Source organism: Odoribacter laneus YIT 12061 (assembly GCF_000243215.1).
Classification (GTDB): domain Bacteria; phylum Bacteroidota; class Bacteroidia; order Bacteroidales; family Marinifilaceae; genus Culturomica; species Culturomica lanea.
The window spans coordinates 34,488-48,852 of record NZ_JH594598.1 but is presented as its reverse complement, the minus strand read 5'-3'; the positions used below and the strand labels follow the sequence as shown (position 1 = coordinate 48,852).

At 42.2% G+C, this 14,365-nt stretch carries 10 protein-coding genes; 6 read left to right on the top strand and 4 right to left on the bottom strand.

All coding sequences use genetic code 11. From position 1 onward, the window contains the following. Window positions 1-44 precede the first annotated feature (44 nt). Complete coding sequence (gene rlmD / locus HMPREF9449_RS14410) at window positions 45-1,457, bottom strand: 23S rRNA (uracil(1939)-C(5))-methyltransferase RlmD (RefSeq protein ID WP_009138004.1); 1,413 nt, start codon at window positions 1,455-1,457, stop codon at window positions 45-47. Between the two features lie 32 nt (window positions 1,458-1,489). Further along, window positions 1,490-2,179 carry an SIR2 family NAD-dependent protein deacylase gene (locus tag HMPREF9449_RS14405; protein WP_009138003.1) on the bottom strand — a complete coding sequence of 230 codons (690 nt, stop codon included), beginning with the start codon at window positions 2,177-2,179 and terminating at the stop codon, window positions 1,490-1,492. Between the two features lie 412 nt (window positions 2,180-2,591). Between HMPREF9449_RS14405 and HMPREF9449_RS14400 the strand changes: the two genes are divergently transcribed. Then, complete coding sequence (locus tag HMPREF9449_RS14400; RefSeq protein WP_229031487.1) at window positions 2,592-5,069, top strand: outer membrane beta-barrel family protein; 2,478 nt, start codon at window positions 2,592-2,594, stop codon at window positions 5,067-5,069. Between the two features lie 93 nt (window positions 5,070-5,162). Here the strand turns inward: HMPREF9449_RS14400 and HMPREF9449_RS14395 are convergent, their stop codons facing one another. Continuing rightward, a complete protein-coding gene (locus HMPREF9449_RS14395; RefSeq protein ID WP_009138001.1) occupies window positions 5,163-5,441 on the bottom strand; it encodes a zinc ribbon domain-containing protein in 279 nt (92 codons plus the stop codon). 261 nt (window positions 5,442-5,702) lie between these two features. After that, window positions 5,703-6,539, bottom strand: coding sequence for an aldo/keto reductase (locus tag HMPREF9449_RS14390; RefSeq protein WP_009138000.1), 837 nt, complete (start codon window positions 6,537-6,539; stop codon window positions 5,703-5,705). A 276-nt stretch (window positions 6,540-6,815) separates the two neighbouring features. Between HMPREF9449_RS14390 and HMPREF9449_RS14385 the strand changes: the two genes are divergently transcribed. From HMPREF9449_RS14385 to glpK, 5 genes are all read left to right on the top strand, one after another. Continuing rightward, window positions 6,816-8,219 (top strand): MFS transporter, encoded by a 1,404-nt coding sequence (locus HMPREF9449_RS14385; protein WP_009137999.1) that lies wholly within the window; start codon window positions 6,816-6,818, stop codon window positions 8,217-8,219. Window positions 8,220-8,533: 314 nt separating this feature from the next. Further along, a complete protein-coding gene (glpA, locus tag HMPREF9449_RS14380; RefSeq protein WP_009137998.1) occupies window positions 8,534-10,165 on the top strand; it encodes an anaerobic glycerol-3-phosphate dehydrogenase subunit A in 1,632 nt (543 codons plus the stop codon). 1 nt (window position 10,166) lies between these two features. Beyond that, window positions 10,167-11,423 carry a glycerol-3-phosphate dehydrogenase subunit GlpB gene (gene glpB, locus HMPREF9449_RS14375; protein ID WP_009137997.1) on the top strand — a complete coding sequence of 419 codons (1,257 nt, stop codon included), beginning with the start codon at window positions 10,167-10,169 and terminating at the stop codon, window positions 11,421-11,423. A 7-nt stretch (window positions 11,424-11,430) separates the two neighbouring features. Further along, entirely contained in the window at window positions 11,431-12,657 is a 1,227-nt protein-coding gene (glpC, locus tag HMPREF9449_RS14370) for an anaerobic glycerol-3-phosphate dehydrogenase subunit GlpC (protein ID WP_009137996.1), read from the top strand. 205 nt (window positions 12,658-12,862) lie between these two features. Beyond that, window positions 12,863-14,350 carry a glycerol kinase GlpK gene (glpK, locus tag HMPREF9449_RS14365; protein WP_009137995.1) on the top strand — a complete coding sequence of 496 codons (1,488 nt, stop codon included), beginning with the start codon at window positions 12,863-12,865 and terminating at the stop codon, window positions 14,348-14,350. Window positions 14,351-14,365: the final 15 nt, after the last annotated feature.

Here is a 14,365-nt window from a genome sequence, read left to right as displayed (position 1 = left end):
TAGGGAATACTCTTTTTTCTTTTCATTTTATAAGAACGGAGTCGTTAATGCTCCGTTCTTTTTTCGAGTAAAACGATATTTTCTACATGGTGGGTGTGAGGGAACATATCGACGGGTTGAACCGCTTTTACTTGGTAAAAAGGGTCCATTAATTGAATGTCCCGGGCTTGGGTGGCTGAATTACAACTGACATAGACGATGCGCTCCGGTCCTGCCTGAAGAATCGTATGGATTACATCCGGATGCATACCGGCCCGTGGGGGATCGGTGATAATTACCTCCGGCCGGCCGTGATGAGCGATAAACTTTTCATTTAAGACGTCTTTCATGTCCCCTGCGTAAAAAGTGGTATTCGAAATTTGGTTGAGAGCCGAGTTGATTTTAGCATCCTCAATCGCTTCCGGTACATATTCGATACCGATAACCTGGGCGGCTTCCCGGGAGACGAAATTGGCGATCGTACCTGTTCCGGTATATAAATCGTATACGGTTTCTTTCCCCGTTAATCCGGCCAGTTCGCGTGTCCGTTTATAAAGTTGATAAGCTTGTCCGGAGTTGGTCTGATAGAAAGATTTCGGTCCGATTTTGAATTTTAATCCTTCCATTTCTTCAAAAATATGGTCTTTCCCGCTATAACAGATTATTTCCTGGTCCGTTAAGGTATCGTTGGCTTTTTCATTGATCACATACATCAGGGAGGTAATCTGGGGAAATTGCCGGATTAAAGCCTTCAGTAAATTTTCCCTTTTTTCCGGATCGTCGTAAAAAAATGCCAGAATAACCATTGTTTCTGCGGTGGAAGCTGTCCGGATAATCAACGTGCGGAGAAAACCGTTCTGATTGCGTATATCGAAAAAAGAGAGATCGTTTTCCAAAGCATATTGCCGGATAAAATTCCGGATTTCGTTGGAGGGGTTTCCTTGCAAATAACAATTTTCGATGTCTACTACTTTGTCGAATAAACCGGGTACATGAAAACCTATAGCGGGAGTACGGTCGATCGAAATATCTTTGTCGATTTCTTCCCTTGTCAGAAAACGTTTATTACTGAAGGTAAATTCCAGCTTATTCCGGTATTCTTGTGTTTTTTCAGAACCGATAATGGGATAAATATTCTGCAAATGTACTTTTCCGATTCGTTGCAGATTGTCGATTATTTCTTGTTGTTTGAATTCGAGTTGTTTTTCGTAGGGGAGATTTTGCCATTTACATCCTCCGCAAATTCCGAAATGAGGGCAGAAAGGCTGAATCCTTAGTGCTGATAGCTTATGGGTTTTAACAATAAAGCCTTCCAGAAAGCTTTTTCGTTTCCGGGTTACTTGTACATCTACAATGTCGCCGGGCACAGTGTTCGGAACAAATAAAACTTTTTCATCGATGTAAGCAAGGGATTTGCCCTCTGCGGCGATTTTTTTGATTTCTACTTTTTCCAGTAACGGTTTTTTCCCTCTTCCCATGAAGCAATAAATAAAATGAGTTATTGATGTATTTAGTGAGCTGCTGATAATAAAATTTTCTGTAATTCGGCGACTCCTTCTGATGCTCCTTTTTCTATCAAATGGAAACCGTAATGTCGTGCCTGTTGAGGAATTTTAGGATCGATCACGAAGATCGGAATGTTTTCCGGAGCATAGTTTAACAGGCTTGCTGCCGGATAAACGGCTAAAGACGTTCCGATGACGACGAATATATCGGCTTGTTTTACCAGTTGTATAGCGGGTTCAATGTTTGGAACGGCTTCTCCGAAAAATACCACATGCGGGCGTAAAAGAGAACCGTCTTCACAGCGGCTGCCCGGTTTTAATTCCCAACTTTTCAGATCATATATCAAATCCGGGTTTTTACTACTCCTTACTTTTTTCAGTTCTCCGTGTAAGTGCAATACCCGGCTGCTACCCGCTCTTTCGTGTAAATCGTCTATATTTTGAGTGATGATTTGGAGATCGAAATATTTTTCCAGTTCTGCCAGTCCGGTATGTCCTTTGTTCGGTTGGGCTGCATATAGCTGTTTTCTTCTTTCATTGTAAAAGTGATTTACCAACTCCGGATTCCTTTCTAAGGCTTCCGGAGTACAAACTTCTTCGATCCGATAGTTTTCCCATAAACCGTCGCTGTCCCGGAAAGTTTTGATGCCACTTTCTGCGCTCATGCCGGCTCCGGTTAAAATGACCAATTTCATCCTCATCTTATTTTTAAACACTACAAAATTAGTAAAAAGAAAAGATATTCCTAAGGAAAAAAGGAATTGGTATTCGGGATAACTTCTCTTTCTCTTTTACGTAAGATATTGGGAAAAAGAATCTTATGGGGAAGATTGTCCGGATCGGAGGCCTCGGATTTGTTGGGTCAGCTCTCTGAAAGAAGGTTTTGAGAAAGGAATAGAAGGTAAGCTATTTGTTTCCGCTTCGAAGAAATGAATTCGTTTCATCCTTTAGATAACAGGGGATTGTTAAAGGCATTAAGAAAAAATTAACCGAATTTTAATAAAAGAAAACTTTTGAGATGCTAAACCTTTTGGGTTAAAAAGAGTCATAGGAATGGTTTTTGTAGTGAAATTCTCGAAAGAGGCGATAATAAGTATAAAGAGTAAAATGAAAAATTTAATTTTAGTTGTTTTGTTTTTATTTCTGGCGATTCCTGGTTTTGCTGTTGTAGGACAGTTGGAGACGGTTAAAGGGAAAGTAATCGATGCCAAGACCAAGGAAGCCATGCAGTTTGTAAATGTAAGTGTAAGAAAAGAGGGTTCTACTGTACCTTTGACGGGAGCTGTAACAGACAATCAAGGTGTTTTCCAGTTGGGTAAATTGGAGCCGGGAACATATGTATTGAATATCTCTTTTATCGGTTATCGGACATTTGAAAAGAACTTTACCCTTGATTCTCCGGATCAGAATATAAATTTTCGGATTATTCCTTTAGAAGAAGATTCTCAGATGCTGGGGGAGGTAAAAGTGGTCGGACAGCGTTCACAGATGAAGTTTGAGATTGATAAAAAAGTATTTAATGTGGATGAGAATATTTCTTCTACCGGGGGAACGGCTAGTGATGTGCTAAGTAATATTCCTTCTGTGGATGTAGACAATGATGGAGAAGTTTCTCTGCGGGGAAGTACCAGTGTGACTGTATGGATTAATGGAAAGGCTTCCGGTTTGTCTGCCGATAACCGGGCTCAAATTTTAGAGCAAATGCCGGCTGAAAGCATTGAACGCATAGAAGTGATTACAAATCCCTCGGCTAAGTATAGTCCGGAAGGTACCTCCGGCATTATCAATATTGTATTGAAGGAAAACCGGAAGGCTGGTTATTATGGCAGTTTACAGGCAGGTGTAGATACCCGGGGAGGATGGAATACGAGTGGAAATATAAATTATAATAGTGGAAAAATAGATGCTTATTTTAATTTAGGATACCGCAAAAGGATCTCGGACGGAGGCGGCATTTCAAACCGGACTAATCTGGATGAAGCGGGTAATCCGGTTTCTTATTTAAATCAGACATCCGATAATAATGGACATGGGGGGCCGGTTTTCTTGCGGGCGGGGGGTACTTATCATTTGACTACTCGGGATCATTTAAACCTGGCAGCATTTGGTATATTCGGTAATCGTAAACAGAAAGGATTGATCGATTATGAAAGTAATATCCCGGGTTCTTTTATAAGCAGTCTGAGAGCTTCCAATTCGGAGAATAAAATGCGTGGAGGAAATTTGGAGTTAGGATATAAACACGATTTCAGTAAAACCAGTAATCTCGATATAACAGCCTCCTGGAATCCTTGGAATATGGACGGGAGCAGCATTTATTCCCAATCTTCTCTTTATGAAGATGAACGGGAAGTTTTTTCTTACCAGAGGCAGAAGAGCGATGTTCGTTCAACTAGCTGGGAATTGCAGGCCGATTATGTGAATTCTTTTAGCGAAAACAATAAGTTGGAGGCCGGTTATAAAGGCACTTTTTCCCATCAGAATAGTCCTGTAAAGACTTATTCCGGAGAGACAGAAGAGGAAGCAAGTCCGGATGAAGCGCTCTTCAATCGTTTCTATTATGATCAGGATATTCAGGCTGCTTATGTCAATTATGCCGGTCGGTTCAATAAATTTGGCTTTCAGGCAGGTGTCCGGGGAGAATATTCCCATACCAATACCAAATCGCTGGGATTCGGTCAGGAAAAAGGAGATGTTCCTGCCTATAAAGAGGATTATTTCAGCCTTTTCCCGAGCGTATTTTTGTCCTACGAACTACCGGCAGGTCACGAACTGCAGGTAAATTATACCCGTAGGATTTCCCGGCCTTGGGGACATCAGTTGAACCCTTTTGTCAACATTACCGATTCTACCAATATTTCTTTTGGAAATCCTTATTTGGATCCGGAATTTTCCAACGCCTATGAAATCAATTATATTAAGAATTGGGAAAATCACACCTTATCCGTGTCTGCTTATTATCGCAATACCAATGATGTCATTCAGCGTATTCGTTATTTGGAAGGGGAGGTGATGAAGTCTACCTATGAGAATGTTTCCAAATCTCAATCTGCGGGAGCTGAATTTGTCGCTAAAAATAATTTTTCACGGATACTGGATTTGACGACTACGGTCAATCTCTATTACAATAAATTAGATGGCTTTTCTTACCTTCCTGCAGGAGCAGAAAAAGCGGTTACCGGTAAGACCAATGAGGATTTCTCCTGGAATGCCAAGATGATTGCTAATTTTTCGCTTCCGGCTTCTTTTTCTGTGCAATTGACAGGAAGCTATGATTCCAAGCAATTGATTGCTCAGGGGTATCGGAAAGCTAATTATCGTCTGGATGCCGGAGTCCGGAAGGCTTTTTGGGATCGTAAGCTGAGTGTAAGTGTGAGCGGGCGGGATATTTTAGATTCCCGGAAATGGAAAACCGAAACCTCCGGGGATGGATTCCGGCAATATGCTGAAAACTGGCGCACCGGACGTACTGTTAATTTTACACTGACGTATAGTTTCGGAAATATGAAAGCTTCCCGGAATCGGAACCAGCAACAGCCACGGGAAAACAATAATATGATGAACCAGATGGAAGATAGTTTTTAAAAAACAGGCAGGGGCAATATATTTTTAGCTGAAAAGTAAGCTGACCAGGATACGGTCAGCTTACTTTTCGGATTTTAGGAAGGAATTTTTCTTTTAAACTTGTTGTTGCCAGCGTTTTAGGAGAGGAAAGAATTTTTTCATTTCTTCTATTGCTTCCTTTTTTGTATAGTTTGTATTATTTCCTTTATTGAATTCGTCTGTAAACTGAGCGCAATGTTCAATCATTTCCTCCATGGTGTAGTCTTGTGTGAAGTTACCATTTTGAAAACAATAACTGCAATAATCTTCGTTTATACTTCCGTTTTCGTTTTTTCCGAATTGTTCCGAAGCTATCATAGGCATACCGCAACTTTGACAAAATTTTGTTCCCATAACTTTAGAAGTTCTATTTTAACATTAATTAGGCGTTGCAGGAAGGTAATAAGCTGAAATCAAGGGGGGCAAAATTATTAAATAAGGGGGCTTATTTTAAAATTTGAGTTCCTCTTTCTTGGGGTTTTCCAGTATATTTTATACTTCCAGCGTATTTATTCCACTTTTATCCGGCTCCCCAGACGTTTTGTATTGTAGATTTCACGGAAACAAAGATGATTTTTTCTTTTCTGGAGAATTTGAGGGGAATTCAATCGTTTATTAAATCATTTCTAAACGTTTTTTTTGTGTAGGAGCTGGGAAATAACGGTCTAGTTCTGTCAGATCTTCTTCTGTAAGCCGGATAGAGAGGCTTTTAAAATTTTCTTCTAAATGCTCTAAAGAAGAGGTTTGGGGGATCGCAAGGACATCCGGATGCCGGCAAATCCAAGCCAGGGCAATCTGGGAAGGTGTAGCGGAATGTTTGTCTGCAATTGCTTTCAAACCGCTGTGGTTGAGCAAGCGGCCTTGTTCGATGGGAGAATAGGCAATAAGAGGTAAATGATTTTTCTGGCACCAGGGAAGAAGGTCATATTCAATGCCCCTGCGGGTTAAATTATATAAAACTTCGTTGGCTCCGCAATTGTTCCCTTCCGGAAGAGCATAAATTTCTTCCATATCCGCTGTATCCATATTACTGACTCCCCATTGTTTTATCTTTCCTTCTTTTTGTAATTCTTGCAAAGCACAGATCGTTTCGTTTATAGGAATACGGCTCTTCCAATGCAAAAGGTAAAGATCCAGGTAATCTGTCTTTAGTCTTTTTAAGCTATTTTCACAGGCTATACGGGTCCCTCTGTGACTGGCATGAGAAGGGGCAATTTTGCTGATTAGAAATACTTTTTCTCTCAGCCCTTTGATCGCTTCTCCGACTAATATTTCTGAACGGCCCTCTCCGTATATTTCTGCTGTATCGATGGCCGTCATACCCAGTTCAATCCCTTTTTGTAAAACTTTTAGTTCTTCGGCTTTTTTGAACGCATTTTCCCCCATATTCCAAGTGCCTTGACCCAATACGGGAACTGTTACCTGATTCCGGAAAATTATTTCTTTTTTCATCTGGATTTGGATAAGTTATAAATAAATCATAGTATCTCCTTTGTACGATCTTATGACGGATATTTTTAATGCTGATTTTACGGGATTTCAGCGGATGCAGTTTCAGGGAACTTAGGGGAAGAAAACGGAAGGGGGGTGTAAGCTTCCTTTCTCGTTAGGATTTGCTTATAAAATTAAGTTAAATTCAGGAAAAGTAAGGGAAATGCTTGACGGATAGCCGGGAGTTTACCGATCAAAATTGTATTTTTGCCGGGATTATTTTAAAGCAGAAAAGAGATGTTTCAAAATCCTGTCATCGCAACTGAAGAGAGGGATGGATTACCCAATCCTCAGCGAATATGGGCAGTTATGGCAGCTTCTTTAGCATTGGTTATGTCTGTGCTGGACGCAAACATCGTCAACATTGTTTTACCTACGCTTTCCCGGGAATTCGGAACCACTCCTTCTACCACAATATGGGTGATGAATGCATACCAATTGGCAATAACTGTTTCTTTGCTCTCTTTTTCTTCTTTAGGTGATATTTACGGTTATCGGCGGGTATTTCTTTCTGGAGTGGCTGTGTTTTGTGTAACTTCTTTGATTTGTGCACTTTCCCGTTCTTTTTGGATGTTGACGGTGGCTCGGGTTTTGCAAGGCTTTGGGGCAGCGGCTATTACCAGCGTCAATACGGCTCAGCTGCGGACCATATACCCCCGCAAGTATTTAGGGAGGGGGATGGGCATCAATGCTATGGTGGTTGCTGTTTCGGCTGTAGCCGGGCCCTCCGTAGCCAGTGCTATACTTTCTTTAGGAAGCTGGCATTGGCTATTCGCCATCAATATCCCTTTAGGTTTACTGGCTTGGGGAATGGGGCAGCGGTTTTTACCCAAACGGGAAGAACGGCAGTATCGTAAATTCGATAAGATAAGTGCTGTTGCTAATGCGCTTACTTTTGGCTTGTTGATTTATTCCATGGAGGGGTTTGCTCATCATGAACGTATGGATTATCTTATCTTACAATTGGTTTTATTGGTGGTTGTGGGAGTATTTTATATTCGCCGGCAGTTAAAACAAGAAGCTCCTTTACTTCCTGTGGATTTGATGCGAATTCCCATTTTTGCCCTTTCGGTGGGAACTTCCATCTGTTCTTTTACGGCTCAGATGCTGGCATTGGTTTCATTGCCTTTTTTGTTGCAGAATATGTGGGGACGTAGTGAAGTCGCTACTGGATTACTATTAACACCTTGGCCGGTTGCAACTCTCTTCACAGCTCCTTTAGCCGGTTATTTGGTGGAGAAGATTCATGCAGGTTTGTTGGGCTGTGTGGGCATGTTGGTCTTTGCAGCAGGATTGTATGCTCTCACGGCCTTACCTTCGGACCCTCCGGATGCCGATATTATCTGGCGTATGTTTGTATGCGGGGCCGGATTCGGTTTGTTTCAGACACCTAATAACAGTACGATTATTTCTGCTGCTCCGGCAAACCGGAGTGGGGGAGCCAGCGGTATGATCGGAACGGCCCGTTTACTGGGGCAGACCTTGGGCGCTACCTTGGTAGCTCTTTTGTTCAATTTGACGAATGCTCAGCCACATACGTTTGCCAGTTTGTTTGTAGGAATCGGATTTGCTGCTGTAGCGGCTGTCGTCAGCTGTCTGCGTTTGTCGCAACAGATGCCTTTAAAGAGGCGTGAACCTTGAAAATGAATCTGGTAGCGTAAAGGAGAAGTGATATACCGGACTAACTATAACCTGTTGGCTCAGTCAGGATGATTTTTTCGGTTGAAGCTCACGATTCCCTCAAGGGTTTACAAGAAAAACACTTTTCTGTTAAACTTCCCCGTTTTTTAGCAATCCGAATTCTTAACAATCCGGGCATTTAGCTTTATTTTCCCTCTTTTTAAAGAATTGATATTTCATTTTATTTCGTTTTTAGGTGAAAAAGTTTCGTTTTTATTTTGAATTATTTCATTTTATTTCTTTCTTTGTGTTTGAAAATAAAATCTTCATCATAAATGAAACAGGACGATATAAGGAAATCATATGATGTAATCATAATTGGCGGGGGAGCTACCGGAGCTGGGGTGGCTAGGGATTGTTCTCGTAGGGGACTTCAGGTACTTTTGATAGAGAGGTTTGATATTTCTACGGGAGCGACGGGCCGGAATCATGGCTTGTTGCATAGCGGGGCCCGTTATGCTGTAACGGATCCGGAATCTGCCCGCGAGTGTATTGAGGAAAATAAGATACTCCGAAAAATTGCCAGCCATTGTGTAGAAGAAACGGACGGTTTATTTCTGAGTTTACCGGAAGATGATATTCAATACCAGGCTCTTTTTGTAAAGGCTTGCCGTGAGGCGGGAATCCGGGCCGATGTCATTGATCCCCGGGAGGCGCTTTTGTTAGAACCTTCTGCTAATTCCGCTATTATCGGGGCCGTGAGGGTCCCTGACGGTTCTGTGGATCCCTTCCGTCTGACCGCTTCCAATATTATAGATGCAAAAGATCATGGGGCGAAAGTGCTGACCTATCAGGAGGTAACAGAATTATTACGGGAGCAGGATCGCATTGTTGGAGTGAAGGTATGGGATCATAAAACAAAGGAAAAGACTACTTATTATGCTTCGGTTGTGGTAAATGCCGGAGGAATATGGGGACATAATATCGCCAATTTGGCGGGTATCACCATCAATATGTTGCCTGCCAAAGGGGCTTTGTTGATTTTTGGCCATCGTGTCAATAATATGGTGTTGAACCGTTGTCGTAAACCCGCTGATGCCGATATTCTGGTACCTGGAGATACGATTTCTCTGATTGGTACTACTTCTACGCAGATCCCTTTTGAAGAAATTGACCATATGTTGGTGACGGCTAAAGAGGTGGATTTGCTTTTGCAGGAAGGTGAAAAATTATCACCTCAATTGGCGCAGACTCGGATTTTGAGGGCTTATGCCGGCGTACGGCCTTTGGTGGCTTCTGAGGACGATCCGAGTGGACGCACGGTGAGCCGCGGGATTGTTTTGTTGGATCATGCTGTCAGGGACGGATTGGAAGGTTTTATCACCATTACAGGCGGAAAGCTGATGACATACCGGTTAATGGCCGAATGGACAACCGATTTGATTTGTAAAAAATTGAATGTGAATGCCGTTTGTACGACAGCAACGGAAAAATTGCCTGGTTCCCGGGAGACAACGGAAGTAGTGGAGAAAAAGATGATCTCTGTCCCTTTAGCACAGCGGAATTCTACTATTTATCGTCATGGCGATCGGGCCGAAAAATTGTCAGATACATCTTCTTTAGATACCAGTTTGGTTTGTGAATGTGAAGAAGTCTCTGTGGGAGAAGTGAAATATGCCTTGAATGAACTGGATGTCAATAATCTGGTAGATCTAAGGAGACGTACGCGTGTGGGGATGGGAACCTGTCAGGGAGAATTATGTGCCTGCCGGGCTGCCGGATTGATGAGTAGTATGCATAAATATTGTACGCGCAGGGCAAAAGAGGATTTGGCTTCTTTCCTGAATGAGAGGTGGAAGGGAATGGCTCCTATTGCCTGGGGAGATACTTTACGTGAAAATGAATATATCGCTTGGGTATACGAAGGGGTATGTGGTTTAACATTAGCTCAAAAACAAGAAGAGTAATATGAAATTCGATACGATTATTGTCGGCGGGGGCTTAGCCGGACTGCTTTGTGGTATACGATTGTCTAAAGAAGGGCAAAGATGCGTAGTTATCTCCGCCGGCCAAAGTGCATTGCATTTTTCTTCCGGTTCTTTCGATCTGTTGAATGCTTTACCCGACGGTACTCCCGTCCGAAATCCTTTAGCGGGAGTGGAGGAATTAATCCGCCAACAGCCCTTGCATCCTTATGCTAAATTGGGGAAAGAAAAATTTGGCGAACTGGCCGTTCTTGCCCGGGAGTTGTTGCTGGAAGCCGGCATAGCTGTAAAGGGGGAGGAGAAAGCAAATCACTATCGGGTGACTCCTATGGGTAATTTGAAACCCACTTGGCTGACATTGAAAGACCTGTTGGCTTGTGAAAGCGATTCCCACCTGCCTTGGAAGAAGATAGCCATATTTAATGTCCTCGGATTTTTGGATTTTTATACACAATTTATTGCCGATGAATTCCGAAAAATGGGAACTGAAAGCAGTATTCATTCCTTTAATTTTCCGGTTTTGGAATGTATACGGAAAAATCCGACAGAAATGAGATCCACCAATATTGCGCGGCTTTTTGATAAGCAGGAGAATCTGGAGGAACTGATTCGTTTGCTGAAAACGGAAAGCGGGGAGGCAGAAGCTATTATACTGCCTGCTATTGTGGGCTTGGGACAGGATGATGTAGTGGAACAACTGCAGGAGAAAGTCGGAAAAACGATCTGTTTGTTGCCGACTCTGCCGCCTTCCGTCCCGGGCATACATACCCAGCAGCAATTGCGGAAATATTTCCAGCACCTTGGAGGGGTGTATATGCTGGGAGATACGGTGCTTCGGGCAGAAAAAGAAGGAAGAAAAGTGGTGCGGGTGTATTCCTATAACCATGGAGATATTCCTTTCGTGGGAAAAAATGTCGTATTGGCAACAGGAAGTTTTTTTAGTCAGGGATTGATCGCAACTTCTGAAAGAATATATGAACCTGTTTTTGATCTGGATGTTTCGTTTTCGAAAGATCGGGAACAATGGTATAACTTGGATTTGTTTGCGGCTCAGCCTTATCAGACTTTTGGGGTGAAAACAGATGACAGCTTCCGGGCGATGTATCGGGGGCAAGCTTTTGAGAATTTATATGTGGCCGGAGCAGTGCTGGAAGGTTTTAATGCGATGAAGGAAGGTTGTGGTGCCGGGGTTTCGGTTTTGAGTGCGTTGTCTGTAGCAGAACGAATTTTAAGTAAATAAGAAAGTCATGAATCTTCAACAACATAATATCAGCGATAATAATTTTGAACAATGTATCAAATGTACCGTTTGTACGGTGTATTGTCCGGTAGCTGCTGTGAATCCGGATTATCCCGGGCCCAAGCAAGCAGGCCCGGACGGAGAACGGCTTCGTTTGAAGCGACCTGATTTTTACGATGAGGCTCTGAAGTATTGTATCAATTGTAAACGTTGCGAAGTGGCTTGTCCCTCCAATGTCCGTATTGGGGATATTATTCAGATGGCCCGCATCAAATATAGTAAGAAAAAGCCGAAAGTCCGGGATTTTATACTGGCTAATACGGATTTGGTAGGAACTTTATCGACTCCTTTTGCTCCTGTTGTGAATGCTACTTTGGGGTTAAAGCCGGTAAAGGCGATTCTGGACGGGGTAATGCAGATTGACCACAGGCGTACTTTTCCTAAATATGCTTTCGGAACATTCGAAAGCTGGTATAAAAAACAAGCAGAAAAGCAGGCCTGTTTTCCGCAACAAGTGAGCTATTTTCACGGTTGCTATGTGAATTATAATAATCCTCCCTTAGGAAAAGATTTGGTGAAAGTCATGAATGCCATGGGGGTAGGCGTACAATTATTGAAAAAAGAAAAATGCTGTGGGGTCGCTTTAATTTCCAATGGATTTATTCATCAGGCGCAAAAACAGGCAGCGCAAAATATCAGTTCTATCCGGGAGTCTGTAGTAGATAAACAGATACCCGTCATCGCTACTTCCTCTACCTGTGCCTTTACTATCCGGGACGAATATCCGCATTTGTTGGGTATTCAGAATGCAGATGTACGGGATCATATCGAGCTGGCTACACGTTATATTTATCGCCTGTTAAGTCAGAAAGAGATCAAACTGAATTTCAAAAAAAATACAAAGATAAAAGTTGCTTATCACACTCCTTGTCATTTGGAAAAATTAGGCTGGGCCTATTATTCTATAGAACTTTTGAAATTGATACCGAATATCGAATTGACTGTTTTGGATTCCCAGTGTTGCGGTATTGCCGGAACCTATGGTTTTAAAAAAGAAAATTATAAAACGTCCCAGAATATCGGAGAATCTTTGTTTAAACAGATCGAAGCTTGTGATATCGATTATGTGGTAACAGATTGTGAGACCTGTAAATGGCAAATTGAAATGTCCACCTCTAAACCCTGTGAACATCCCATTTCTATTCTTGCAAAAGCATTGGAAGATAGAGAATAGAGATTTCGAATGCTTCTTTTTTCAAAAAATAATCGTAAAAAAAACAGCGATTTATTTTTGAAGTGAAATATTTTAATTTAAATTTGTTTCGATTAAGAAAGTAATGCTCTTCGAAACGAAATGTAAAAAACGGAAACGTTTTAGGTCTGAAATGCGTACTTAATTTTAGTTTATTTTAGGTAATGATCATATAATTTTCCATGCTATGAAACAATATATTTTATCGTTAGATCAGGGAACCAGTAGCTCTCGGGCAATCGTGTTTGATGAGAAAGGAGAAATCTGCTCGGTTGCCCAGAAAGAATTTCGTCAACAATTTCCTCATTCCGGATGGGTAGAGCATGATCCTCATGAAATCTGGTCTTCCCAAGCCTCTGTTATTGCAGAGGCAATAGCTAGTATTGATATTAATGGGTTGAATATTGCAGGTATTGGGATTACTAATCAGCGTGAAACGACGATTGTGTGGGATAGGGAAACAGAAGAGCCGATTTACAATGCAATTGTTTGGCAGGACAGAAGGACTTCAGCTTATTGTGATAGTTTGAAAGCGGAAGGGAAAACTGATTTTATCCGGGAGAAGACCGGTTTGATCATTGATGCCTATTTCAGCGCTACGAAAGTCAAATGGATTTTGGACAATGTACCGGGGGCCCGGGAGAGAGCTGAAAAGGGAAAGTTACTTTTCGGAACGGTAGATACATGGTTGATCTGGCGCTTGACCCGGGGAGAAGTTCATGTAACGGATGTAACAAATGCTTCCCGTACGATGTTGTTTAATATACATACCTTACAGTGGGATGAGGAGTTACTGAAGTTGTTTGATATTCCGTTGTCTATGATGCCTGAAGTCAAATCTTCCAGTGAAATATATGGGCATACTAAAACTACTTTATTTGCACACAAAGTGCCCATTGCCGGTATTGCCGGAGATCAGCAGGCTGCCTTATTCGGACAGATGTGTATAGAACCCGGAATGGTTAAGAATACGTATGGGACAGGCTGTTTTTTATTGATGAATAGTGGTGAAAAGCCGATTGTTTCTGAAAATAATCTGATCACGACAATTGCCTGGAAAATTGGTAATAAGGTGAATTACGCCCTGGAGGGAAGTATTTTTGTCGGAGGATCTGTGGTACAATGGTTGCGGGATGGATTGAAGGTTATCAGCTCTTCTGCTGAAGTCGAAGCTCTTGCTGCGAGTGTTCCGGATACCAATGGGGTTTATTTTGTTCCGGCCCTGACAGGTTTGGCTGCTCCCTGGTGGGACCAGTATGCCAGAGGGGCTATTTCCGGTATTAGCCGGGGAACGACAGCTGCTCATATTGCCCGGGCTGCCTTGGAAGGTATTGCTTTTCAAACCATGGATATTGTGAATGCTATGGTCAAAGATTCCGGTTTGCCGTTGAAAGAACTGAAGGTAGATGGAGGTGCAGCTTGCAATAATTTACTGATGCAGTTTCAAGCGGATATACTGAACACTCCTGTCATCCGTCCTCAGGTGATTGAAACTACCGCTTTGGGGGCTGCTTATCTGGCAGGGTTAGCGGTCGGATATTGGTCCAGCATAGAAGATATTAAAAAGCAGTGGAAAATGGATAGACGTTTTGATCCCTCCGGGAAAGCGGAAGATATCGAACGGGCTAAGAATGGCTGGAATAATGCTGTTCGCCGGGTATTGAGTAATTATTGATTTAATTTTTAGAAT

Coding starts and splice junctions, on each gene's coding strand:
- glpK (WP_009137995.1), top strand. CDS start 12,863: ATGAAACAATATATTTTATCGTTAGATCAGGGAACCAGTAGCTCTCGG.
- HMPREF9449_RS14400 (WP_229031487.1), top strand. CDS start 2,592: ATGAAAAATTTAATTTTAGTTGTTTTGTTTTTATTTCTGGCGATTCCT.
- glpA (WP_009137998.1), top strand. CDS start 8,534: ATGAAACAGGACGATATAAGGAAATCATATGATGTAATCATAATTGGC.
- glpC (WP_009137996.1), top strand. CDS start 11,431: ATGAATCTTCAACAACATAATATCAGCGATAATAATTTTGAACAATGT.
- glpB (WP_009137997.1), top strand. CDS start 10,167: ATGAAATTCGATACGATTATTGTCGGCGGGGGCTTAGCCGGACTGCTT.
- HMPREF9449_RS14390 (WP_009138000.1), bottom strand. CDS start 6,539: ATGAAAAAAGAAATAATTTTCCGGAATCAGGTAACAGTTCCCGTATTG.
- rlmD (WP_009138004.1), bottom strand. CDS start 1,457: ATGGGAAGAGGGAAAAAACCGTTACTGGAAAAAGTAGAAATCAAAAAA.
- HMPREF9449_RS14395 (WP_009138001.1), bottom strand. CDS start 5,441: ATGGGAACAAAATTTTGTCAAAGTTGCGGTATGCCTATGATAGCTTCG.
- HMPREF9449_RS14385 (WP_009137999.1), top strand. CDS start 6,816: ATGTTTCAAAATCCTGTCATCGCAACTGAAGAGAGGGATGGATTACCC.
- HMPREF9449_RS14405 (WP_009138003.1), bottom strand. CDS start 2,179: ATGAAATTGGTCATTTTAACCGGAGCCGGCATGAGCGCAGAAAGTGGC.